Origin of the sequence: Streptomyces sp. JH34 (genome assembly GCF_029428875.1) — a bacterium.
Classification (GTDB): Bacteria; Actinomycetota; Actinomycetes; order Streptomycetales; family Streptomycetaceae; genus Streptomyces.
In genome coordinates, this window is record NZ_JAJSOO010000001.1 from 2,428,280 (window position 1) to 2,451,456 (window position 23,177).

General features: G+C 69.1%; 21 protein-coding genes. 5 read left to right on the forward strand and 16 right to left on the reverse strand.

Features of this window, described 5'->3' with window-relative positions; translation table 11 throughout:
• Positions 1-71: 71 nt before the first annotated feature.
• From LWJ43_RS10440 to LWJ43_RS10485, 10 genes are all read right to left on the reverse strand, one after another.
• Entirely contained in the window at positions 72-1,775 is a 1,704-nt protein-coding gene (locus LWJ43_RS10440; RefSeq protein WP_346771982.1) for a DNA integrity scanning protein DisA nucleotide-binding domain protein, read from the reverse strand.
• Positions 1,776-1,872: 97 nt separating this feature from the next.
• A complete protein-coding gene (locus tag LWJ43_RS10445; RefSeq protein WP_277332007.1) occupies positions 1,873-2,508 on the reverse strand; it encodes a Cap15 family cyclic dinucleotide receptor domain-containing protein in 636 nt (211 codons plus the stop codon).
• Positions 2,505-3,392: a nucleotidyltransferase domain-containing protein gene (locus tag LWJ43_RS10450; protein ID WP_277332008.1), complete on the reverse strand. Its 888-nt coding sequence runs from the start codon at positions 3,390-3,392 to the stop codon at positions 2,505-2,507. The genes LWJ43_RS10445 and LWJ43_RS10450 overlap by 4 nt, the downstream gene beginning before the upstream one ends.
• 830 nt (positions 3,393-4,222) lie before the next feature.
• Positions 4,223-4,786, reverse strand: a complete 564-nt coding sequence (locus tag LWJ43_RS10455; RefSeq protein ID WP_277332009.1) for a hypothetical protein — start codon at positions 4,784-4,786, stop codon at positions 4,223-4,225.
• A gap of 62 nt (positions 4,787-4,848) precedes the next feature.
• Positions 4,849-7,149: a hypothetical protein gene (locus LWJ43_RS10460; protein ID WP_277332010.1), complete on the reverse strand. Its 2,301-nt coding sequence runs from the start codon at positions 7,147-7,149 to the stop codon at positions 4,849-4,851.
• Between the two features lie 37 nt (positions 7,150-7,186).
• Complete coding sequence (locus tag LWJ43_RS10465; RefSeq protein WP_277332011.1) at positions 7,187-7,681, reverse strand: hypothetical protein; 495 nt, start codon at positions 7,679-7,681, stop codon at positions 7,187-7,189.
• Positions 7,682-7,981: 300 nt separating this feature from the next.
• Positions 7,982-8,863 (reverse strand): SDR family oxidoreductase, encoded by an 882-nt coding sequence (locus tag LWJ43_RS10470; protein WP_277332012.1) that lies wholly within the window; start codon positions 8,861-8,863, stop codon positions 7,982-7,984.
• Positions 8,860-9,225 (reverse strand): DUF952 domain-containing protein, encoded by a 366-nt coding sequence (locus LWJ43_RS10475; protein ID WP_277332013.1) that lies wholly within the window; start codon positions 9,223-9,225, stop codon positions 8,860-8,862. Before LWJ43_RS10475 ends, LWJ43_RS10470 begins: the two co-directional genes overlap by 4 nt.
• A 9-nt stretch (positions 9,226-9,234) precedes the next feature.
• Entirely contained in the window at positions 9,235-10,227 is a 993-nt protein-coding gene (locus LWJ43_RS10480; protein WP_277335855.1) for an NAD-dependent epimerase/dehydratase family protein, read from the reverse strand.
• Between the two features lie 84 nt (positions 10,228-10,311).
• Entirely contained in the window at positions 10,312-11,265 is a 954-nt protein-coding gene (locus tag LWJ43_RS10485) for a LysR family transcriptional regulator (RefSeq protein ID WP_277332014.1), read from the reverse strand.
• 290 nt (positions 11,266-11,555) lie between these two features.
• On the opposite strand from LWJ43_RS10485, the gene snpA reads away from it, so the two are divergent.
• Positions 11,556-12,233: a snapalysin gene (gene snpA / locus LWJ43_RS10490; protein WP_277332015.1), complete on the forward strand. Its 678-nt coding sequence runs from the start codon at positions 11,556-11,558 to the stop codon at positions 12,231-12,233.
• Between the two features lie 92 nt (positions 12,234-12,325).
• On the opposite strand, the gene LWJ43_RS10495 is transcribed toward snpA, so the two are convergent.
• From LWJ43_RS10495 to LWJ43_RS10515, 5 genes are all read right to left on the reverse strand, one after another.
• Complete coding sequence (locus tag LWJ43_RS10495) at positions 12,326-12,994, reverse strand: DUF6304 family protein (RefSeq protein WP_277332016.1); 669 nt, start codon at positions 12,992-12,994, stop codon at positions 12,326-12,328.
• Positions 12,995-13,073: 79 nt separating this feature from the next.
• Positions 13,074-13,664: a GNAT family N-acetyltransferase gene (locus LWJ43_RS10500; RefSeq protein WP_277332017.1), complete on the reverse strand. Its 591-nt coding sequence runs from the start codon at positions 13,662-13,664 to the stop codon at positions 13,074-13,076.
• Between the two features lie 94 nt (positions 13,665-13,758).
• Positions 13,759-14,802 (reverse strand): family 2 encapsulin nanocompartment cargo protein polyprenyl transferase, encoded by a 1,044-nt coding sequence (locus tag LWJ43_RS10505; RefSeq protein WP_277332018.1) that lies wholly within the window; start codon positions 14,800-14,802, stop codon positions 13,759-13,761.
• 95 nt (positions 14,803-14,897) lie between these two features.
• Positions 14,898-16,304, reverse strand: a complete 1,407-nt coding sequence (locus LWJ43_RS10510; RefSeq protein ID WP_277332019.1) for a family 2B encapsulin nanocompartment shell protein — start codon at positions 16,302-16,304, stop codon at positions 14,898-14,900.
• A gap of 278 nt (positions 16,305-16,582) precedes the next feature.
• Entirely contained in the window at positions 16,583-18,010 is a 1,428-nt protein-coding gene (locus LWJ43_RS10515; RefSeq protein ID WP_277332020.1) for an FAD-binding oxidoreductase, read from the reverse strand.
• Between the two features lie 99 nt (positions 18,011-18,109).
• Between LWJ43_RS10515 and LWJ43_RS10520 the strand changes: the two genes are divergently transcribed.
• The 4 genes from LWJ43_RS10520 to LWJ43_RS10535 all read left to right on the forward strand — a co-directional run bounded on the left by LWJ43_RS10520 (position 18,110) and on the right by LWJ43_RS10535 (position 21,562).
• On the forward strand, positions 18,110-18,562 hold the full coding sequence (locus LWJ43_RS10520) for an RrF2 family transcriptional regulator (RefSeq protein ID WP_277332021.1): 453 nt from the start codon (positions 18,110-18,112) through the stop codon (positions 18,560-18,562).
• Between the two features lie 131 nt (positions 18,563-18,693).
• Positions 18,694-19,896 carry a globin domain-containing protein gene (locus LWJ43_RS10525; RefSeq protein ID WP_277332022.1) on the forward strand — a complete coding sequence of 401 codons (1,203 nt, stop codon included), beginning with the start codon at positions 18,694-18,696 and terminating at the stop codon, positions 19,894-19,896.
• A 153-nt stretch (positions 19,897-20,049) separates the two neighbouring features.
• Positions 20,050-20,640 (forward strand): peptidoglycan recognition protein family protein, encoded by a 591-nt coding sequence (locus LWJ43_RS10530; protein ID WP_277332023.1) that lies wholly within the window; start codon positions 20,050-20,052, stop codon positions 20,638-20,640.
• A 28-nt stretch (positions 20,641-20,668) separates the two neighbouring features.
• Positions 20,669-21,562, forward strand: a complete 894-nt coding sequence (locus LWJ43_RS10535; RefSeq protein ID WP_277332024.1) for a 1-aminocyclopropane-1-carboxylate deaminase/D-cysteine desulfhydrase — start codon at positions 20,669-20,671, stop codon at positions 21,560-21,562.
• 10 nt (positions 21,563-21,572) lie between these two features.
• On the opposite strand, the gene LWJ43_RS10540 is transcribed toward LWJ43_RS10535, so the two are convergent.
• On the reverse strand, positions 21,573-23,177 hold the full coding sequence (locus LWJ43_RS10540; protein ID WP_277332025.1) for a Na+/H+ antiporter: 1,605 nt from the start codon (positions 23,175-23,177) through the stop codon (positions 21,573-21,575).

Below are 23,177 nucleotides of genomic sequence, written 5' to 3' on the forward strand. Positions count from 1 at the left end.
TCTCGACAGAGCATGGATTACCAATGGACGACAGCAGCCCTAACACAGGACGCCGGCACACCTTGAAAAGGTCACAGCCAGTATGAATCATTCATATCTGGATCTGGCTCCATATCCGACTTGATAATTCGCACGGTACGATTCTGCTCTTCCCACTCATCCACTCGCGCTCGGGCGCGATTTACTGCTCCGCACTGAGCACTCGACAAGTAGAAACGCAGCGATTTCACTACGTCCCAAGTCTCGTTACGCTCTTTAAGATTTAGCGTCTCCGCCGAAGCTGCAGCAAGATAGCACTCAACGGCATCAATCACGATCTGCCTCTCAATACGTGGATGCAGTTGCGGCAGGATGTTGATTACGCCGTCCGAGCTATAGACGACGACAATCGCTGGAGGCCGATCGCTGTCGAGGTACCGAATGGCATTGTTGTATCGACTGCCGCGAGCCGGATCACCCCGACCATGGGCAGTGCCATCGAGAATTACACCGATAGCATGGCACCGACCTTGTGGGTCAACGAGCATCGCACCATCCATATCGGTCAGCTGTGTCAATAGCTCAGATGTTAGCCGAGTCGGCTCTATAGACCATGACTGTGGCGATAGGCGTTCAGCTTCACCCGTAGCATCGCCCGAAATAATAAGCATCGCCCCGTGCCTATGCTTGCCGGCAGCTAGCGCGGATTCACGTAGGGCATCATGATCGGCTTCAGGGAAAAAACGATTCAGGAGATCGTCGAAATACTCTTCATCCAGTTCACGGGCTGGCAAATGCGGGATACCGTCACGCATTATCAGTAGCGCTTCATCTGCGTGTGAAAACTCCCAAACGCCTCGCGCAGTGAAGCTGACGGCAAACACTGTTTCGCTATCGGCGTCATAATCAGGCTTCACAACCCCAAGGCCGTAGACACTTTCCCCATCCGACAGTAGGTCCGACTGGGATCCGCTGGCTTCCAGAAGCTTTCGCACGGCCGGCACATTGCGCATTTTCACCGGGTGCTTAAGCCTCAGGAACACCTGAATAGCCGGATCATTCTGCTTGGCAATGACAAGTCGCCCCGCTCCTGGCCGCCCCTCATACGGCAGGGCGGAAAGACCGCTCAGCAGCAAGTGGTTCTCGCTGCCAAACCAGAATCCAGCGCAATACAACATGGAGCGGACCATCGCTTCGGTGGCACTCCTAACAATCTCATCCGTGCCATCCGGAAACAAACCTGAACCAGCATCAGGAATAAAGAGGAGTCGGGCTGAACGACCAAGGACCTCACGAATCACCGAATGCACCAGCGACTGATGCACAAAGAATCGATCACGCTCCTCGGTCTTGATTTGAGGAACCTCCCGAAGTGCCGCTTTATCAATACTGATGACCACATGGACTTCATAGTCACCAACTCGGACTGATCTTCCCGAAAAGAACTTCCTCCCCTGCTCTCTCGGCATTGCCTCAAAGGCTTCTTCGAGCGCATTCGCGCGCATCCTGTCACGAAGCTCTCGGTGGCGCTGTTCGTGCACATGCGCAACACTGTGCATCATATTTCGATCAGGATGGCCATCGTAAAGCTCGACCGCTCGCTGCCTAACTCCCCCTAGGCCATCGGGAGAGTAGGGACCATCCTCAGGCTCAATGCATACGTCAAATTCATGCTCACCGGCAACTCTGAAACCAACGAGCACCACATCAGGATTCCCAGCAAATCCGATCGCTTCAAGGGCCGACACCGCGCGAACCTTTACCGAAATTCTAAAGTGAGGCTGATAGGCCCACATGAACTGCCTGATATAAAGCCGTTCCCCCACACTTACCCCTCAACGTCCAAAACCATTCCGTTTGCCATTATTCTGTGCGGCTTCGCCGCGTCTGGTATCACCCAGCCCCTACGAAGAGTTCGGCCGCTTCGGTGAAGTCATCGGCTAGATTTTTCTTGTTTCGCTCCAAAAAAACCAGCTCGCCCTTGCTATCACGGTCGGTCCAATAGTGACCCTTCAGGCGCCTCGCCGGGTTGCCCGATACGTCAAGCACGGTTGAGCCGTGGTGAATTCGACTGCGGTGTTCGACACGCAAATCAGGCTTGTTGAGATACATATAGGCCAACACGAGAGACCCATCAGCCTCCGACACCTCAGCCAAAGCAGATGCGGACTTCGACTCGTCAGTCATCAGTTTCACGGTGACCAGAGAGGAAGTCTGTTGCACTACAAGGTAGACGGTCTTCGATGGTGGGCTACTCCCAGTTTCCGGATCAACCCAGAAAGATGTAAGTGTGCCCTTCCAGGTTCCGCAGAGGCTACGCGGGATTCCCACTCCTGGGATTCGCTGAATCCAAGGAAGTCTCCAAAGCCAGAAATCCCATATGTTGAAAATGATGGTGCACACAAATACTGCGGTCGAAAAGATTTTGAGCACACTCCAGTCCGGCTTCCCGTCATGCACCCATGCACTAATCATGAAGATAGCGACGACCATACCGACAATGATGCGAATGACGATCGTTTTCGTCATGAGGCGTATCCCAGATAGTTCCAAGCAGCTTTCACAAAGTCCCGCCCGTCCTGGCGGTTCCAATCCTGAGCGCCATGAAAGAGATACTTGCACTCACTTACCTCTAGCCACCGCTCCGAATCAGCAGCAGGTTCATCACCTTCAAGCTCCTGCCAAATGTGCAAGATAACTCTTTCAACCGTCTTGGTCCAAGTCGACTCCATGAAAAAACTGTCAGGACAGTTGTATACGAGACACTCAACGAAGAAGGAGGGAACCTCTCGATGGATGCCCTCTGCCGCCATCGCATTCTCGACGCGTTTCATGATTCGGACGGCCTTTTTATAGTATTGCTTGGTGCGAGTGTTTTTTCCTCGGCCATTCTCTAGCTGTCGCTTGGGGTAGTTCACTAGAGATTTTCCATTCTTTTTGAAAACCTTAGCGCCCTCCCGGTAATTACTTGACGAAAGGTAATACCGATAGTCAAAGCAAGGCACGACGTCGGCATCTACCCTCGCGCTGCTGGAGTGGATTCGGAATGCAGTCGATCCCGAGGAGTCAACCTGACCGGGAAACTTACTCTTCAGCGCTGTTTCTATCTCTGACCTCAGTCTTGCTGGCGTCCAGATCCCCGTGTACGATCCGCTCGGCGGATGCGCGCCCTCGGTTGCCTCATCCCAGTACACAGCCTCACCGCACTGCACGGCGATATCGACATCGCTATCGACCTTGACGTTGGTGTTGTTCGCATAAGAACCCTTGGCATAGACGCTGAGGTCACAGTCGGCAAACGCAGCGTGCCCCCTAATGGCCTCACAAATCATTCGTTCGGTGCGTTCTTGCTTATCCTGCTCTGTTGCGCTAGACGGCCCAGTCCAGCTACTCAGCTTTTCTTCCATCGTCATTCACCCTCCCCGTTAATTTCACTAGTTTTAGGCCGCAACCCCCATTGCAGCCAGTGCCCGTGGTGAAGCTGGCAGATGTCCTGGCGAACGAGGAAAGCCCCTGGTAGCCAGGTTTTCGACCAAGAGAACCGTCCCACCAGAGGCTTCAGAGGGTTGTCTACCCGTCCGGCGTCGACGTGTCTAGCTCTACCCTTCTCTTCCTGCGGGAACGCCGACGAGTCAGTCCCCAGTAGCAGCGCCCGAACGCCGGCAGCAAGCCCTACCCACCTTGACCGACCTCCGGAGCAGAGACATTTATGCCCAGCTCGCGCTGGGTCGGGGCGGCTTCACCGCGGCGTCTACCGGTACCCCAAGGCCGTCGAGCTCCTGGCCGAGCCCACGAACGCTGTTGCCGATCGACCGATTCGGCGTCGACCACTCCTTCTGCTGCGTAGGTCCGCCCTCAGCTCGACCGGTGTATCAGCGAGCACCCCAGGCAGTCCGCACACAGTCCGCAGGACACCCGATCAGGACCGTCGGGACCCATCGCTGACCAACAGCAAAAGACCAGGTCAGCGCCCCGCAGAGATGATCCCCGCAGGTCACCGACCCGGCCCTTTACTAGGAGACCAAGAAGGCCTGACCCCGGGCCCGGCCGACCGGCCGGCGGTCTCCGCCGGTCACGTCGCCACCTGTCCGCACCCGGTCCTCGGGCCGTCGTCACGGCGGCCCTCACGGACCGGGTGCGGTCTTCCTTTTCCCGGCCACAGACGCGTACGGGTTCTCGGCGCCCCGCGTCGCTCACGTCACGCCGGCACCGGCGAAGGGCCGGCCACCGGTGCGCGGCAGGGTCACCGGCAGGCGTCCGACCGCCCGACCGCCTCGGTGTAGTCGGTGATCAGGCTCTTCATGGCCGCCTTGTCGTCGATCCCCGGGGCGAGCACCTGGACCACCGCGTAGAGGTCCTGATCCGGGTGCTCCGACGACGTGCAGGAAGCGGTCTTCCCCACTGCCGCTTTCCCGGCGTGGACGAACCTCCCGTCGTCCGACGCCGTCCCCTCGTCCGCGTCGGCGTATCCCTGCGCGACCGTCGTCGCGCTCTCCCCCGCCCCCCACCACGCCTGGGTGAGGCGCAGGGCCACCTCGCCGTCCACGGAGACGTCGCAGCGGGCCGTCCCGCCGTTCGGCTTCGAGGACGCCGACGAGACCGAATCCCCGTTGGGCAGCAAGGCCTTCACCAGCGCGGGGTCGACTGCGACCCCGCACAGCGACGCGGGCACGGTGTACTTCTTCCCGGCCGCGTCGTCGCTGTCGCCGGAGCACGCCGACAGGCCGGAGGCGAGGACGAGAGTCGCCGACACGGAGACGGCCGCGCCGATGAACCGGTGGCGCCGGAGAGATCCACGGACTGACAACGCGAGAGACCTTTCGAGGTTCGGACGGTGATGACGCGGCGGGCGCCGCCCCGGAGATTCGATCAGATGTCCGTCTTCAAGTGCGGGGACATGAAGTCGGTGTTCGTACCCGCGGCCCGGAACCCCTCCTGGGCGGCCACGCGCGCCTTCTCGTCGATGCTGGCGTCCATCAGGTCCTCGCGGTGGTGCGCCTTCGCCGCGCTCTCCGCGGCCTTCTCGGTGTACCCCGCGTTCTGGTCGAGGCCGCTCTCCCACCTCTCGCCCATGACGGATCCCGCGTCGTCCTTGGCGTGCCCCTCGGCGTCCTTGAAGAGGGCTTCGAGGACCATGCTGCTCGCCGTGCCCGCCACGCCTCCGGCCACCGCGCCTCCGACCGGGCTGGCGATGAACGACGTGCCGACGCCGATCCCCGTGCCGATGCCTCCGGAGATGGCGTTCTTCCACTGCCCCACGGACTGGTCGAACTTCTTGTCGGCTTCGTCGGCGGGCCCGGCGACCGCCTCCTGGCGGCCGATGGCCAGCGTGCCGGACACCTCGCCCGACCCGTGGGCGATCTGCTCGATGGCGAACTGTGTGTCCTTCGAGTAGCGCTCGTCGGCCGGCAGGTCCGGGTTCATGTGGTAGTCCATGAGGTTCGCCATGTACGACTTGTTGGCGACCTCGACCGCCGCGTACCCCTCGGGGTTCTGTCCGACGGTCACCAGCAGGGCGTTCACGTCGCGGTGGTTGAGCACGGCGGAGCTGCCGGCGACGGGGAACAGCTTGTTCGTGTCCTCGTCCTGGTCGTCGGTCATGGCCCGGTTGATGTCAGGCAGGTACTCCGAGGTGATCTGGCCGATGCTGTCGGACATGTAGCCGTGCTTCGTGAGCCGTTCGTTGTCGTCCGAGATGGAGGACACGATGGACTCGAAGAGCTCGGTCTGCCCCTCGTCGTGGGCCGGAGTGTCCGCGGTCGGCAGTTCGCCCGCCGGGTGCCCTGTCGTGGCGGCCTCCAGGGCGAGGGCGAGATTGTTGCGCCCCGTGTTGTCGTCGTCGCCCTGGAGGTTGCTCTCCTGCGGCCACTCCCGCTCCTCGAACAGGTACTGGAAGTTGGAGAGCGGAACCTTCCCGTTCTTGCCGTTACCGTCCGTGTCGCGCTCGAAGGGGGAGTCGTCCTTGGAGACGTACTCCTCGTTGAAGAAGTCGGTCGCCGCGTCCGGGCTGTTCGACAGCCCCTTGAGGAAACCGGTCAGCGGGTCGTCGCCGCTGTCGTCACCGATCCGGTTGAGCCACGGGTCCATGCCCATGTGCTGCCACGCCATGTTGGCGTGCTCGCCGTTGCCGGTGAGCCTGCGCTCCGTCTCCATGAGCTGGGTGCCGTAGCTCTTGAGGAACTGGTCGTCGTAGTCGCCGGTCCGCATCAGGTTGCTCATGACCTGGAAGCCCATGGGGCCGCCGCCGTCCCGCCCGATGGGCTGGTCACCGAGCTTGATCATGTTGCCCTTCCAGCTCGTCATGTCGGCGGAGTCGCTCTGCGTGGCGGTCGCGAGCGTCAGGCCGAGATTGCGCTGGAGGTCGTCGAGTTCGTCGAGCCGTTCACGGCCCACGTTCGGGTTCACGGCGGGATCGTTGATGCCCTGCCAGAACTCGAGGGTCTTCCGGGGCCCGAGCTGTGTGGCGAACCGCTCGGCGAACAGCGGGTCGTCCTTGTACCTGGCCAGACCGTCGTTGATCTTGTCGAAGTCGGCGGGGGTGAGGTCCTCGGGCTTCTTCGCCGCGATCTTGGAGAGGTCCTCCGCGGCCTGGACGGCCTCCGCCGCGGAGTCGCGGTCCTTGTAGTCGGCGTCCGAGAAGCCCATCTCGGCCTGATCGGCTATCGCGGTCAGCACCTTGCTCGCCGAGTCGTCGCTCTCCGACGCCTTCTTGAGGATCCCCTGCACCTCGTCGCGCAGCGCGGTGACGTCACTCTCGCTGTGCTCGGGGACGGACGTGCCCTTCGCGGCCCGGTCCGGGTGGATGTTCATGGTGACGGTGAAACCGCCGTCGCCGTTGCTGGTGACGGTCAGGTTCTTCTTGTGACCGCGGCTGATGGCCGCATCGAGGTCCTTCTTGTACTGCCGGAGCTCGTCCCGGGTGTCGCTGAGGATCTTGTGAATGGTGTTGGCCTGCGTGTGGGCGTCGGTGAACTCACCCGCGGTCTTGCCGATGAACTCCTTGGTGACCGTGGCGTTCATGCCGGCCCAGTCGGCCTTGTTGGCGGCCGTGTGCAACCCGTCCTCGGCCTGCTTCTCCAGGTCGACGAGGTGCCGTACGAGCAGGCCCCAGTCGGAGACGGCGTCGTCGAGCGTCGAGAAGTTGGCGAAGCGCAGCGCATCGAGATCCATGAGGTGTCGTTTCTCCTGTACGTCTGTGTCCGCGCCGCTACTTCTTCGGCTCGTACGCCGGGTTCTTCTTGCCCGGCTCGCCGACCCGCTCGTCGAATCCGGCGTCCAGGGCGGCGATGCTGCTCACCTGCCGGTGGATGTAGTGCTCGTCACCGGCGTGCACGTTCTTGGTGACCTGCATGTGGTTCGAGATGTGGGCGCACGCGTCCATGAGCGACTTCAGCTGCTCGTCCCACCGGGTCGACACGTGCTTGAGCCCGCCGCCCAGCGCGAAGCCCTGACCGCTCAGGTCACCGGCGGCCTTGTCGCTGCTGGGAATGGCCACCCGGGCCTTGCCCCAGAGGTTGTCGTAGAGCTCGTGCGCCTGACTGCCGATCTTCGTCAGATCGTCGTGGCCCACCTTGAGGTCGCCCGTCTGCACGGGCAGAGCCCCGGAACCGCCGTCACCCGGGTCGAGCTGGTTCAACCGCATCCCGGTCGAATGCCGATCGGCCGAGTCCGCCTTCAGCTGCTCCCACTCGTCCCATGCCATGGGCAACCCTTCCCCCGCATACCTGACCCAGCCCGTCGCGCCCGGTGGACACATCGGTTTCAGGCCAAGCTAGCAACTCGCCCAGGTGTGCACAGGGGGCGTAGTCCGGATCCTGAGCAGCAGTTGTGCACGTCCCGTGGAGGCCACGGGAATGACACGGCCCGAATGCCCGAATCGGCCCGGACAGGGCGGGTCTGCACCGGCGGCCCCCGGAGCGATGCGAACCGACCGGCACCCGGCCGGGCCCGCCTCGCACGGCCCACGGGTGCGGGAGGACGCTCCCGCACCCGTGGGCCGGGGTCAGGGCGCCGGCAGGAGGTGGCGGTAGCTGTCCGGGTTGTCCCTCAGGTAGCCGGACAGGCTCATGGCCGGCCGCCCCGTGAGGGTGGGGACGGCGTCCGAGACCGTTCCGAGCTCGCCGGCGGCGATCGCCTCGTACGACGTGACCCAGCCGGCCACCTCCCAGTCCTCGGCGCCGTGGTGTGCCCGCGAGGCGTACGCCTCCTGCTCGGTCTCGGGCACGTACCGGACCGTGCGGCCGGTGCACCGGCTCAGCTCTTCGGCCGCCTCGGCCAGGGTGAACGCCTCGGGGCCCGTGAGGTCGTACGTGGCGCCGTCGTGGTCCGTGCCCTCGTCCAGCAGGACGGCCGACGCCGAGTCCGCGATGTCCTCGTGGGAGACGGCCGAGACCCGCCCCTCGCCTCCGGGGCCGCGGAGGACGCCGTCGGACCCCGTCATCGCGGGAATCCCCGCGAGGTACCAGCTGTCCCTCAGGAACGTGTGGCGCACTCCGGTCGTCCGGACGTGCGCCTCGGTGTGCCAGTGGTCGCGGGCGAACGTGAACGTCGCGTCCGGTGCGGCACCGAGGAACGAGACGTACACGATGCGCTCGACTCCCGCGGCGAGGGCCGCGTCCACCGCCGTGGTGTGCTCCAGCACCCGGCCAGGACTCTCGTGCGCCGAGACGAGGAACAGGGTGTGCGCACCGTCGAGGGCGCGGCGCATGGCCTCACCGTCGCCGTACGCGGCCGGGGGCGCGGCCACCGCGCCGGGCAGACGGGGCAGCCGGGCGGGGTTCCGGCCGAGGAGGCGCACGGGGACGCCGGTCCGGGCCAGCCTCTCGGCCACCCTGCCGCCGACCGCGCCGCTCGCGCCGGTCACCGCGACGAGAGGGCTGATCACCGGGCCTCCCCGTGCACGGAGCGCGCGGCGTGGTCGTCCGAGGGGCGCCAGGGGCGCACCTCCACGACCGCGCTCGCCGGCAGCGGACCGTAGATGTGCGGGAACTCCTCGCCGCCCGGCTCCATGGCCTCGTACCGGACGGGCGCCGTGAGCCGGCCGGTGTCGATGACGAGGACCACCAGGCCCTCGGCGCCGGCACCGTACACCGCCCTCGCCACCGCCGGGAGCTGATGAGGCAGCGAGCAGTGGATGAACCCCTCGTCCCCCAGGGTGCGGCCCCTGGTGGACATCTCGTACGTCCCCGCCGTGCGGGCGGCTTCCCACAGGGGCTCTTCGGTGAGGTGCAGCAACTGTTCGGTCATCGGGCCACGTTAAGGGCAGCCGGGCGTCCCGAGGAGCTTCGCCTCGGTCTGCGCGTCGAGACCGACGGCCGGCCGGTCCGGCCGCCGCGGGACCGTGCCACCCAGTGCCCGCATCCAGGCCCAGGTGTCGGCGACCGTATCGGCGACCGGTCTGCAGCGCAGTCCGGCCGCGTGCGCCTTGGTGACGTCACCCATGTGCAGGGTGTCGTGCAGCTCCCCGGCGGGCAACCACACCGGCAGGTCCGTCCACGGCTCGACACCCGCGGCGAGGAGCACCTCCGGATCGGTCCACCGCAGTCGGGCCCGGGATCCGGTGACCTGGACGCAGGTGTCCAGGAGTTCACCCATGGTCGCGTGCCCGGGACGGCTCACGGTGTTGTACGCCCCTGACAGGCCGTCGGCCGCGGCGTCCAGCAGCCAGCCCGCAAGGTCACGGGCGTCGATGTACTGGATCCCGGCGTCCGGCGGTCCCGGCGCGACGACGGGTCCACCCCGGGCGGTCCGGCCCAGCCACCACGGCAGACGGCCGATGTTCTCCCCGGGGCCGAGGATCAGTCCGGCCCGGGCCAGCAGCGCCCGGTCGCCGAAGGCGTCGAGCGCGGCGAGCTCCCCACCGCGTTTGGCCAGGGCGTAGGAGACGTCGGGGCCGGCGTCGGCAGAGGCGCCGGCCACCAGGGGTCCTTCCTCCGCAAGCCCGGCCCGGGCGGCGTAGGCGTACACGGACCTGCTGGAGACATAGCTGAAGTGCCCGGCTCTGCCCGACAGCAGCCGGGCCGCGTCCCGCACGGCCGAGGGGGCGCCGCTCCAGGTGTCGACGACCAGGTCCCAGGTGCCGTCGGCCAGTGCCCGGAGGCCGTCCTCGCCCGTCGTCCGGTCGCCGGTCAGCGTGCGCGCCCCGGCAGGTGCCGCGTGGTGGCCGCGGTGGAAGGCCGTGACCTCCCACCCGCGTGCGAGCGCGGCTTCGGTGACGGCGCGTCCGACGAATTCCGTACCGCCCAGCATCAGGAGCCTCATACGGCGATCGTGCCCGCCGGAACGGGCGGGGACAACGGGACGTCGCTCTCGGCAGAACGGGGAACCTACGGCTCAGGACGTGTGCGCGAGGGGACTGCGGTGGCGCAGCAGCCACCGGTGGTAGTCCTCGGCCCGCCGCGCCGCGTCGCGGTAGGCCGCTTCCAGTTCCCCGTACACCGCGTCCGTGTCCGCGCCCCGCCGCGAGACCAGCAGCAGCCGGACCGCCAGCGGGTCGCCGCGCAGCGGGCGGATCGCCATGTCGTCGCGCGGGCCCGAGGTCGGCTGGCAGGGGGCGACCGCCTCCCCGAGTACGACGAGGGAGGCCGCCGTGAGGTAGTCGCCGTGCAGCACGGGCGGATCGAGGCCCGCCGCGCCGAGGACCCGCCGGACCCCGTCCCACTCCCCGTCCACCGAGGGATCGACCATCCACCGGTCACCCGCCAGGTCGTCGAGGTCCACCACCGGCCGTCCCGCTGCGGGGTGGTCCCGGGCCAGGGAGATGAACTGCGGTTCCCGCTCCACGAGTACGCGCTGGACGAGTCCGTCCGGGATCGCGAGCGGGCAGCCCTCGACCTCGTGCACGAAGGCGACGTCGAGCCGGCCGGCCGCCACCTCCCCCAGCAGCGCCCGGGCGGAGACGTCCACCCGGAGCGAGATGTCGGTGCCGGGCAGCCTCACCCGCAGTCCGCGCAGCCAGCCGCCGATGACCCGGCTCGCGGTGGACCCGATGCGCAGGCCCGGGCCACCGGCCCGGGCGGCCTCGGCCTCCGCGATCGCGGCGCCGACCAGGGCCGACATGCCGTCGACCAGAGGACGGGCACGGCTGAGGACGGCACGTCCCAGGAGGGTCGGGCGGCAGCCGGTCCTCCCGCGGCGGAAGAGCTCGGCGCCCATGCTCTTCTCGATCCGCTGGAGCTGGGTGGTCAACGAGGGCTGGCTGACGCCGAGCCGCCGTGCCGCCTGGTGCAGGCTGCCCGTGTCGGCGATGGCGCAGAGCGCCCTGAGGTGCCTCACCTCGAGCTCCATGACGGCGAGGGTATGGCTGTTCGCACGTCGAGCACCAGATGCCCCAACCCCCATCAACCGGGCCTATTCAGGGGGTGTAGGGGCGACCGGCACTGTGCTGATTCTGTGTGCTTCGCGCCCGTCCGCCCGCACGCGCCGACCCGGCGATAGGGCGGCGCTATCGCCGGTTGACATCATCCGCCGCGGGCCCGGCTGCCCCGAGACTCTCTCCGTACCCCCCACCCGTTCCCCCCCCGTTCCCCCTCCGGCTACCCGGAAGGGGTTCATCGGACAGGCAGGAGACACCCCCCATGAGACACCCCAGGACAGCCGTCATGTCAGCCGTGGCCGGTCTCGGACTCGGCCTCGCCGCCTCGCTGGGCACCACCCCCGCGATCGCCGCCGCACCGTCACCCTCGTCCGCGACCACCGTCGACACCGCGCAGGCCGGCTACGCCGCGTACGCCGGCTCGAGCGAGAACGCCAAGGCGAACAAGGCCTTCTTCGACGCCGTCATGAAGTCGGTCGCCGAGAAGCGGGCCGCGAACCCGGGCGCCGCGGCGGTCACCGTCGTCTACAGCACCACCAACGCCCCCAGCTTCCGCAACCAGATAGCGAGCAGCACCAGCATCTGGAACAGCTCGGTCAGCAACGTCAAGCTGCAGGAGGGGTCGAACCCCGACTTCACCTACCGCGAGGGCAACGACTCGCGGGGTTCGTACGCGAGCACGAACGGCCACGGCAGCGGCTACATCTTCCTGGACTACGCCCAGAACCAGCAGTACAACTCGACCCGGGTCACCGCCCATGAGACCGGGCACGTGCTGGGCCTGCCCGACCACTACACCGGTCCGTGCAGCGAGCTCATGTCCGGCGGCGGCCCCGGCACGTCCTGCACGAACGCCTACCCGAACGCCACCGAGCGCTCGAAGGTGAACAGCCTGTGGCAGAACGGCTTCGCGGCCGCGCTCGCCCGCGCCACCTCCTGACGCGACTCCTCGCACAACCCCGTCACCCGGCACAGGGGTCGTTCCGCCTCGGCGGAGCGGCCCCGCGGTGGTTCCCGCGGGGAAGGCCCGCCTCAGGCGGGTTCGAGCGGGAAGGCCCCCCGGTGCCCCGTTCCGGCGCCGTGCGCCGGTCGCGGTTCGAACTCCCGGCAGCTCCATATCTCCTGGACGGATCCGGTGCGCCGGTCCCAGAGGCCCGCGACGTCCTCCCCGCCCGCCACGTCGCGGTAGGCGTCCTTCGCGCCGCGGAAGCAGGCGAGCCCTCCGGAGAGGTCCCGCGCCGGGGCCGGGAAGTAGTCCGAGAAGGCGCAGGCGATGCACGTCTGCAGATACATGTCCGGCGGCAGGACCCGCTGCACCGTGGCCAGCGCGGCGGCGAAGTCGCCCTCGGCCCGGTTCGACTCGTACACGGCGCCGTCCAGATGAAGGGCCAGATACAGGTCCGGATCCGCCCTGCGCCGGGACAGCAGGCACCTGAGCGTGGCCTGACGGACCGTGCCGGCCACGAGAACGGGGAGCGGGAGGTCCCACTCCAGGACGCAGTCGTCGAGCACGCCGTCCACCAGGTCGAACAGCCCTTCCGGGGCCGGCGCGCCCGCCACGGGGCTCAGGCCGTCGAAGCTCTCGCCCTCGAAGTCCGTGCCCCGGACCCGGATGCGGAGCTGCTGTCCGTCCGTGGTGAGAATGACGGCCTCGGAACCATGACGGTCCCGGTACCAGCCTGCCCACGACTCATCTGTCATGAGCAGGGACTGTAGCCCGGCCCGCGGACACGCCCGGCGGCACCCTCCCCTACGTGGCCCCGGTGGCAGGAGCCCCTCATCAGGCCTGCGGCTCACGCCACATGGGCCACATCGACGGACCCCCGGGAAGGTCGACGGTCCGTCCCGTGAAGGTGAAGCCGAGCCGCTCGTAGAGTCCGCGGCTGCGCGCGCTGCTCGCCTCCAGATAGGCGGGAGTCCCCTCCCGGTCGCATCGCTCCAGCACCCCTCTCATCAGCGCCTCCCCGATCCCCTCCCCCTGCCGCTCGGGCGAGACGCCGATCATCAGCAGGTAGGCGTGCGCGCGGTCGTGGGGATGGACCGCGCCCGTCAGCCTCCCCACCAGCTCGGCCCGCTCGTTGTCGGGGTCGGCGGTCTCCCTCATGAGCGCGGGGGTGTCGTCCTCCTCCGGCACGCCCGCGGGCACATCGAGCCAGAGGGCCGTCGCCGTGCCGTCCTCCAGCAGGTCGACACGGCCTTCCTCCAGCGTGACGTCGGCGAAGACGCCGAGGAACTTCCCGTGCACCGCACGCCGGTGCTCCTCGTCCGGAAAGACCCAGCTGCTCACCGGATCGTGGTGGAACGCCTCCTCCAGGATCCGGACGACCTGGTCCCTGTCCCGCTGCTCCGCCTGCCGTACGCGTACGCCCATGACCGTGCCCGCCCCTTCTTCCCACGGTGGTTCGTGTCAACCGACGGACGGAATACTAGAGTTGGCCTTCGTCACCGATCGTGGGCGGTCCGGTTCAGTGGGTTCTGCGGGTGACGAACTCGGCCAGGGCCAGCAGGTCTCCCGCGGCCGCCGGGTCGGGGACCGCGCGGGACAGATGGTGGACGGCCCGGGCCATCCGGTCCGCGGCGGCGGTCTGGGCCCAGTCACGCCCGCCCGCCCGATCGACCGCGTCGGCGGCGCTCCTCACCTCCCCAGGCGTGTTCATGGCGCCCCGGTAGAGCGAGGCGAGCTCGGCGGCCGCCGGGGTGCCCGAGGTGAGCGCGGCGACCACCGGCAGGGACTTCTTGTGGGCGGTCAGGTCGGCCCCGACCGGTTTGCCCGTGCGCGCCGTGTCCCCCCAGATGCCGATCAGGTCGTCGATGAGCTGGAAGGCGAGACCCGCCTCCCTCCCGAAGCCGTCCATGGCGCGCACGGCCCTCTCGTCCGCTCCCGCGTAGAGCGCGCCCAGAGCGCACGCGCAGCCGAGCAGGGCGCCGGTCTTGGCCATGGCCATGGCCAGGCACTCGTCCAGCGTGACGTCGTCGGGGCCGCGGTCCTCCAGACCGCAGTCGGCCTGCTGGCCCGCGCAGAGTTCGATGACGCAGGTGGAGAGCCGTACCGCCGCGTGCGGGGACGCCGGGTGCGGGTCGTCCGTCAGGAGGCGGAGGGCGAGCGAGAACATGGCGTCGCCCGTGATGACGGCGTCCGGCACACCGAACACCGCCCAGGCCGTGGGCCGGTGCCGGCGTGTGGTGTCCTCGTCGATGACGTCGTCGTGGAGCAGGGTGAAGTTGTGTGCCAGTTCCACGGCGACGGCTGCCCGCGTCGCGGCCTCCGGGTCCCCTCCCAGCGCACGGGCGGCGGCCAGGACGAGCGCCGGCCGGATGGCCTTGCCGGACTGACCGGACGCGGGCGTCCCGCCGGCGTCCCGCCAGCCGAAGTGGTACATGGCGACCCGGCGTATCGCCCCGGGCAGCGTCTCGACGGCCGCCCGCAGATGCGGGTCGACGGTGTCACGGGTGCGCTCCAGGAGCGCGACGGCCTTGTCCTCCTCCATCGCGGCATCCGTACTGGTCATGGTCACGGTCACTCCTTCCGGGTGCCACCGGGCACCGTGGTCGCGGCCTCGGCCTGCCGGGGCCCGGGCGTCGGGCGCCCGGGCCCCGGGGAGCATCACCGCCAGCGGCTGACCTCCACGTTCTCCAGGACCCCGAGGGCGTCGGGCACCAGCACCGCGGCGGAGTAGTACGCCGTCACGAGGTACGAGATGATCGCCTGCTCGTCGATGCCCATGAAGCGCACCGAGAGGCTCGGCTCGATCTCGTCCGGGATGCCGCTCTGCTGGAGCCCGATGACTCCCTGGTCCGCCTCGCCGGTCCGCATGCAGATGATCGACGTGGTGCGGGCGTCGGTGACCGGGATCTTGTTGCAGGGGAAGATCGGCACCCCGCGCCAGGCGGGCACGTGGTGCCCGCCGACCTCGACGCTCTCCGGGACCAGGCCGCGCTTGTTGCACTCACGGCCGAAGGCGGCGATGGCCCGGGGGTGCGCGAGGAACAGGTTCGATCCGCGCCGCCGCGACAGGAGCTCGTCCATGTCGTCGGGACCGGGCGCGCCGTCGTGGGGCTGGATCCGCTGCCCGTAGTCGCAGTTGTTGAGCAGGCCGAACTCGCGGTTGTTGACGAGCTCGTGCTCCTGGCGCTCACGCAGCGCCTCGACCGTCAGCCGCAGCTGCTGCTCGGTCTGGTTCATCGGCTGGTTGTAGAGGTCGGCCACCCTGCTGTGGACCTTCAGCACGGTCTGGGCGACGCTGAGTTCGTATTCACGGGGCGCCGACTCGTAGTCCACGAAGGTGTGCGGGACGACGCTCTCCCCCACGTGCCCCGCCGAGAGGTCGATCTCCGCCTCGCCGTAGGGGTTGGTCCGCTGGTGCGGGATGGCGAGCAGCCCGGCGAGGTGGTCGCGGAGCGAGTCCGCCCGGGCGGCGAGGTTGAGCACGTCCGACCGGCGCAGGGTCAGCAGGGTGCAGGCGGTCACCGCGCGGGCCGTGTACTCCCAGGCCGCGTCGCCGTCGACCAGGACGTGGTCGCCGAAGTAGGCGCCGTCGGCGAGGACTCCGAGTACCGTCTCGTCGCCGTACGGGCCGGTCCCGATCTTCTCGACCTTGCCGTGGGCCAGCAGATGGACACGGTCCGCCGCGTCGCCGGCCGCGGCGAGCACCTCGCCGGCCTCGACGTCACGCTGCTCGCACCTGCGGGCCAGCTCGCTCAGCACGTCCTCGTCGGCGAAGTCACGCAGGGCGGGGAGCTCCCCGAGCTCGGCGGGGATGACCGCGACCCGGTCGCCCGTCTGGACGAACGTCACCCTGCCGTCCCCGACCGAATGACTCAGCCTGCGGTTCACCCGGTAGGTGCCGCCCTGCACCTGCACCCAGGGGAGCATGCGCAGCAGCCACCGCGAGGTGATTTCCTGCATCTGCGGGGCGGACTTGGTCGTCGTCGCGAGGTTCCGCGCAGCCGCTGTGCCGAGACTCTGCTGCTGCGGCGGCTGCGTGTCGCGAACCTCTTCACCAACGGACATCCGACATCCTCTCGATCATGGTCTGACCTGCGTCGAGAAGACTTGCAGCCGGAGGACACGGCGCGCTATTACACAAAAGAGTGTGACTATTCGGGCCGGGGTCGGGGCATGCCGACCGCATCCGGGGCCGGACACGGCCGGGAGTACGGGCCGCGGCCCCCGGCCGGTCCGCTGGCGCCGGTGCCACGGGACCGGCCCCACCAGGGCGCGCGAATCCGGCGACGAACGGGCGCGCGCCGGGTGCCGCCGGGCCCGGCGACCACTGCGGGCAGGGCCGTTCAGGGTGCGAGCGGCACTCCCGACACGACGACCTTGCCGGGGTTGAGGATGCCGAGCGGGTCCAGGGCCGCCTTGACCGCGCGCTGCATGGCCAGGTTGACGGGTCCCACCTCGCGGCCCATTCCACCCATCTTCAGCAGCCCCACACCGTGTTCACCGGTGACCGTGCCGCCGAGGGAGATCGCCGCGTCGAGGATGTCCTCGAAGGCGAGCTGGGCGCGCGCCCTGGCCGCGTCGTCGCCGGGTTCGGTGATGATGAGGGGGTGGAGGTTGCCGTCGCCCGCGTGGGCGATGTTGGCGATGAGGACCTCGCGCTCGGCCGCGATCCCCTCGATGCGCGCAAGCATCTGCGGCACCCGGGATCGCGGCACGACCACGTCCTCGGTGAGTACCGGTCCCAGCCGCTCCAGCGCCGGGTAGGCGAGCCGCCTGGCCTGGAACAGGGCGTCCGCCTCCGCCTGGTCGGTGGAGACCTCGGCCCAGGCCGCGCCGGCCTCCGCGAAGCACGCCCGTACGGTCTCCGCCTCGGCGTCGCCCGCGGCTCCGGGGGTGTCCACCCGGCCGAGCAGGATCGCGTCCGCGTCCGCGGAGAGGCCCATGTTCTTCCACTCGTCCACGGCCTTCAGGCAGTGCCGGTCGAGGAGTTCGAGTGCCGAGGGCACGACGCCCGCGGCCGTCACCCGGCTCACCGCGTCGCCGGCCGCGACGACCGAGTCGAAGAAGCCCGCCACCGTCCGCTCGGCGGGACGCGCTCCGCGCAGCTTCACGGTGATCTCGGTGATCACGCCGAGAGTGCCCTCGGAGCCGACGAAGAGACCGCACAGGTCGTATCCGGCGACCCCCTTCGCGGTCTGCCGGCCCATCCGCACGACCTCGCCGAGGCCGTTGACGGCCTCCAGCCCGAGCACGTAGTCGCGGGTCACGCCGTACTTGACGCAGCACATGCCGCCCGCGTTGGTGGCCGCGTTGCCGCCGATGGTGGACCAGGGCGAGCTCGCCGGGTCCGGCGGGTACCAGAGGCCCTGCTCGGCGCACGCGGCACGCAGGTCGTCGTTGACGACGCCCGGCTGGACGACGGCGAGGCGCTCCACCGGATCGATGCGCAGGATCCGGTTCATGTCCTCGAAGGAGAGGACGACGGCGCCGTCCACGGCGTTCGCGCCGCCCGACAGGCCCGTACCGGCACCGCGCGGGACCACGGGGATCAGGTGCTCGGCACAGTACGCGACGACGGCCCGGACCTCTTCGGTGTCCTGCGGCCGTACGACGGCGAGGGGCAGCCCGGCCGGGGCCCACTCCGCCTCGTCGTGCGCGTACCGGCCCAGGCTGTCCGGGTCGGTGACGACTTTGCCCGCCGGGATCCCGTCGGCTGCGTTCGGCTTCCGCACGGCCGCTGACCACCTCTCTCGCCCACGCGCGCCCCGCATCCGTCACGGGGCCGCGCCCCTCCATGATGACGCGCCTCCTCCTCCCGGGAACGGGCACCCTAAGTTGCATCCCCGATGCAATTTATCTACGCTGCCCCCATGCGGCTGACGCGATTCACCGATGTGGCGCTGCGGGTACTCATGCGCCTGACCGTCACGACGGAGGGCGAGGACCCGCCGACCACCCGCGACGTGGCGGCCGCCATGGAGGTGCCCTACACCCATGCGGCCAAGGTCGTCGCCCGCCTCCAGCACCTCGGCCTCGTCGACGCACGACGAGGCCGGGGCGGAGGCCTCTCCCTCACCACCGCGGGCCGGTCGGCCTCGATCGGCACCCTGGTGAGGGAGCTGGAAGGACCGGGCGAGGTCGTCGAATGCGAGGGCGACACCCCGTGCCCGCTGCGTTCCGCCTGCCGGCTCCGCTCGGCGCTGCGCCGGGCCGAAGAGGCCTTCTACGCCTCTCTCGACCCGCTCACGGTCAGCGACCTCACCGCCTCCCCCACCGGCCCGCTGCTGCTCGGAATCAGCCGCGGCCGCCCGGCCGCGGACTGATCCACCGAACCCGGCCGCCGGACCCCGCGGGGCACGGCGACCGGCTCACGCCGTTCAAAAATAGGCATCTCACATACCAATTAACCGGGCCGTCCGCAGTCGGCCCGCCTCCGCACCCGAGGAGTCAACCGATGCTCTCCGAGACGTCGACCGCCACCGTCCGAGCCACCCTCCCCGCCGTGGGAGCGGCCATCGGGGACATCGCGGACCTCTTCTACCGAAAGCTCTTCGAGGCCCACCCCGAGCTGCTCCGGGACCTCTTCAACCGGGGCAACCAGGCCTCCGGCACACAGCGCAGGGCGCTCGCCGGGTCCATCGCCGCCTTCGCCACCCAGCTCGTCGAGAACCCGGGGACCCGGCCCGACGTGATGCTGGGCCGCATCGCCAACAAGCACGCCTCGCTGGGCATCACCGCCCCGCAGTACGAGATCGTCCACACCCATCTCCTCGCCGCGATCGCCGAGGTGCTCGGCGATGCCGTCACCCCCGAGGTCGCCGCGGCCTGGGACGAGGTCTACTGGCTGATGGCCAACGCTCTGATCGCCATCGAGGAACGGCTCTACGCGCAGCAGAAGGTGACGGCGGGCGACGTGTGGCGCGACTGGACGGTGACCTCCCGCGTCGAGGACACCCCCGACGTCGCCACCTTCCGCATCACCCCCGCCGACGGCGCGCCCGCCCCGGCCTTCCGGCCGGGTCAGTACGTCTCCGTCCAGGTGGAACTGCCCGACGGCGCCCGACAGATACGCCAGTACAGCCTCACCGGCACTCCCCGCTCCGCCACGCGCTCCTTCTCGGTCAAGCGGGTGCGGGGCGAGGCCGGCCCGGAGGGTGAGGTCTCCGCGCACCTGCACGAGCGGCTGCACGCCGGCGACGTGCTGCGCGTCTCGGCACCGTACGGCGACCTGGTGCTCGACGGGGCCGGCGCCCCGCTGCTGCTCGCCTCGGCCGGCATCGGCTGCACCCCGGTCCTGGCGATGCTGGAGCACCTGGTGGAGGAGGGGCACGGTTCGCCGGTCACGGTGGTCCACGGCGACCGGTCGCCCGCCGACCACGCGCTGCGCGCGGACCACACGGCGCTCACCGGCAGGCTCCCCGGCGCCGTCTCCCACTTCTGGTACGAGAACCCGGAGCCCGGCCCGTCCGGCGGTACGGACCGCGCCGGGACCGTCGACCTGAGCGGCGTGGCCGTCGCCCCGGGGACCCGCGCCTACCTCTGCGGACCGCTCCCTTTCATGCGCGCCGTCCGCTCGCAGCTCCTCGGCAAGGGGGTGGCGGCGGCCGACATCCACTACGAGGTGTTCGGTCCCGATCTGTGGCTCGCCCAGGACTGAGCCAGGACTGAGCGCGGCCCCCCGGGGCACTCGCGGACTGTCCGGATCGCATCGCACACGGCGCGAACAGTGCCCGAACAGGTTTGCCGGAGCCTCATGTTCCGGTAGAAGCGCTGTACGGACACGCTCCCCTGCGAACGAAGGAGTCGGCCCATGTCCTCACCCATGTCCGCGAGCAACTTCCTCAAGGCCCTCAAGGCCGAGGGACTCACCGTCGTCCAGGTCGGCGACTGGCGTACGCACAACCGCAACCACAAGGGCCCCTGGGGGCCGGTGCACGGTGTGATGCTGCACCACACCGTCACCAAGGGCACGGCCCGCACGGTCGAGATCTGCCGCGACGGCTACTCGGGCCTGCCGGGTCCGCTCTGCCACGGTGTGATCGCCAAGGACGGCCGGGTCCACCTGGTCGGCTACGGCCGCGCCAACCACGCCGGCCTCGGGGACGACGACGTCCTGCGCGCCGTCGTCGCCGAGAAGCGGCTGCCGCCGGACAACGAGTCCAACACCGACGGCAACCGGCACTTCTACGGCTTCGAGTGCGAGAACCTCGGCGACGGGAAGGACCCCTGGCCCGCCGTCCAGCTCGAGGCGGTCGAGAAGGCCGCCGCGGCGGTCTGCCGCTTCCACGGCTGGGACGCCCCCTCGGTCATCGGACACCGGGAGTGGCAGCCCGGCAAGGTGGACCCGCGCGGCTTCTCCATGACGGGGATGCGCAACCGGATCCACGACCGCCTGAAGTAGGCCGCACGGAGCGGCACACAATGGAGGCATGGACCACGGAGCGCTCGACCTCTCCCGGCTGCAGCCGGTGCTTCCCTCACCCCTGCAGCCGGCCGAGGACGAGCGCTTCGCACGTCACGGCGTGACCCTGCTGCTCAAGCGCGACGATCTGATCCACCCAGACCTGCCGGGCAACAAGTGGCGCAAGCTCGCCCCCAACCTCCGGGCCGCCGCCGGCCGCACGGTGCTGACCTTCGGCGGGGCCTGGTCGAACCACCTCCGCGCCACGGCCGCCGCCGGGCGCCTCCTGGGCTTCCCCACCGTCGGCGTCGTCCGGGGCGACGAGCTGGCCCACCGCCCGCTGAACCCCTCCCTCGCACAGTGCGCGGCCGACGGCATGCGTCTGCACTTCGTGGACCGCGCGACCTACCGCGCGAAGACCGCACCCGAGGTCCTGGAGGGCCTGCTGAGCCTCTTCGGGGACTGCGCGGTCGTCCCGGAGGGCGGCAGCAACGCGCTCGCCGCAGAGGGCTGCACAGAGCTCGGCCGCGAACTGCGCGGCCGGACCGGCACGGTGGCGGTCGCCTGCGGCACCGGCGGCACCCTCGCCGGGCTGGCCGCCGGGCTCGGCGACCAGCAGCGCGCCCTGGGGATACCCGTCCTGCGGGGCGGGTTCCTGGGTGCCGCGGTGCGCACTCTGCAGCAGGAGGCGTTCGGCGCCCCGGCAGGCAGCTGGTCGCTGGACGAACGCTTCCACTTCGGCGGGTACGCCCGGACGACACCGGAGCTGCACGCGTTCGCCGACGACTTCGAGGACCGGCACGGGCTGCCCGTCGAACGACTGTATGTGGCCAAACTCCTGTACGGGCTGACCGTGCTCGCCGGGGAGGGCGCCTTCCCGACCGGGTCCTCGGTCACCGCGGTCGTCACGGGACGGCCCTGAGGCCCCGGGGTCACGAGGCGCCGTCCGACTCCCGGTAGGCGGCGGCCTCCTCCAGGTCCAGCCGGCGCAGCAGGGCGCGCAGCATCTCGTCGTCGATCCGCCGCTCGTCCCTGAGGCGCACGAACACCTCCCGCTCGGCGGCGATCATCTCCCTCGCCAGTCGGCGGTAGGTGTCGTCGGCCGACTCCCCGGTGACCGGATTCGCCCGGCCGAGCCTCTCCCACACGGCGTTGCGGCGCCGTTCCATGACCGCGCGCAGGCGCTGGGTGAGGGGGTCGGGCAGCGCGTTGCGCGGGTCGGCGAGCAGCGCCTCCAGCCGGGCGTCCGCGACCGTGGACGCCTCGCTCTGCGCCTGGGCCTCGGCCAGCGTCTCGGCGCGCGCGTCGCGTCCCGGGAGCTTCAGTACGCGCACCATGAGGGGCAGGCTCAGCCCCTGGACGACGAGTGTCCCGATGACGGTCGTGAAGGTCAGGAACAGCACCAGGTTGCGTGCGGGGAAGTCCTCCCCGTCGTGCGTGACCACGGGGATGGAGAACGCGATGGCGAGCGAGACGACGCCCCGCATCCCGGCCCAGCTGATGATCAGGGGGGACGTCCGGGGCAGCGGCCCCTCGCGCTCCCGGACACGCCGGGAGAGCCACGGGGGCAGATAGCTCGCGGGGTACACCCAGACGAAGCGCACCACCACCACGGCGACGAACACGAGCACCGCGTACTGGAACGCCTCGCCCACGCCGTACGCTCCCAGCCCCTTCAGGACGAAGGGCAGCTGCAGTCCGATCAGCGCGAAGACCGCGGACTCCAGGACGAACGCGACCATCTTCCAGACCGCCGCCTCCTGGAGCCGGGTCGCGAAGTCGACCTGCCAGGAGCGGTGCCCCAGGTAGAGCGCGACGACGACCACGGCGAGCACACCGGAGGCGTGCACCCGCTCCGCGGCCGCGTACGCCACGAAGGGGATCAGCAGCGACAGGGTGTTCTGGAGCAGCGCCTCCTTGAGGTGGGTGCGCAGCCAGTGCAGCGGCACCATCAGCAGCAGGCCGACGCCGACACCCCCGACGGAGGCCAGCAGGAACTCCCCGATGCCCTCGCCCCAGCTCATGCCCTGACCGACCGCCGCGGCGAGGACCACCTTGAAGGCGGTGATCGCGGTGGCGTCGTTCACCAGGGACTCGCCCTGCAGGATCGTGGTGACCCGGGCGGGCAGGCCCACCCGGCGGGCGATCGCCGCGGCGGTGACGGCGTCGGGCGGGGCGATGACGGCGCCGAGCACCAGCGCCGCGGTGAGCGGCAGGTCCGGCACGAGGAGATAGGCCAGCCACCCGACCGCGAACGTCGCGAAGAGCACGTAGCCGACGGAGAGCAGGGCGACGGGACGCAGATTGGCCCGCAGGTCGAGGTACGAGCTGTCGACCGCCGCCGTGTACAGCAGCGGCGGCAGCAGCAGGGGCAGGACGATGTGCGCGTCCAGCGTGTAGTCCGGCACCCCCGGCAGGTACGAGGCCAGCAGCCCCGCGGCGACCAGCAGCAGCGGGGCGGGCACGGGGGTGCGGCGGGCGGCCCCCGCGACCGCCGCGCTTGCCGCGACGAGCGCCACCAGCGGCAATGCGTCCAT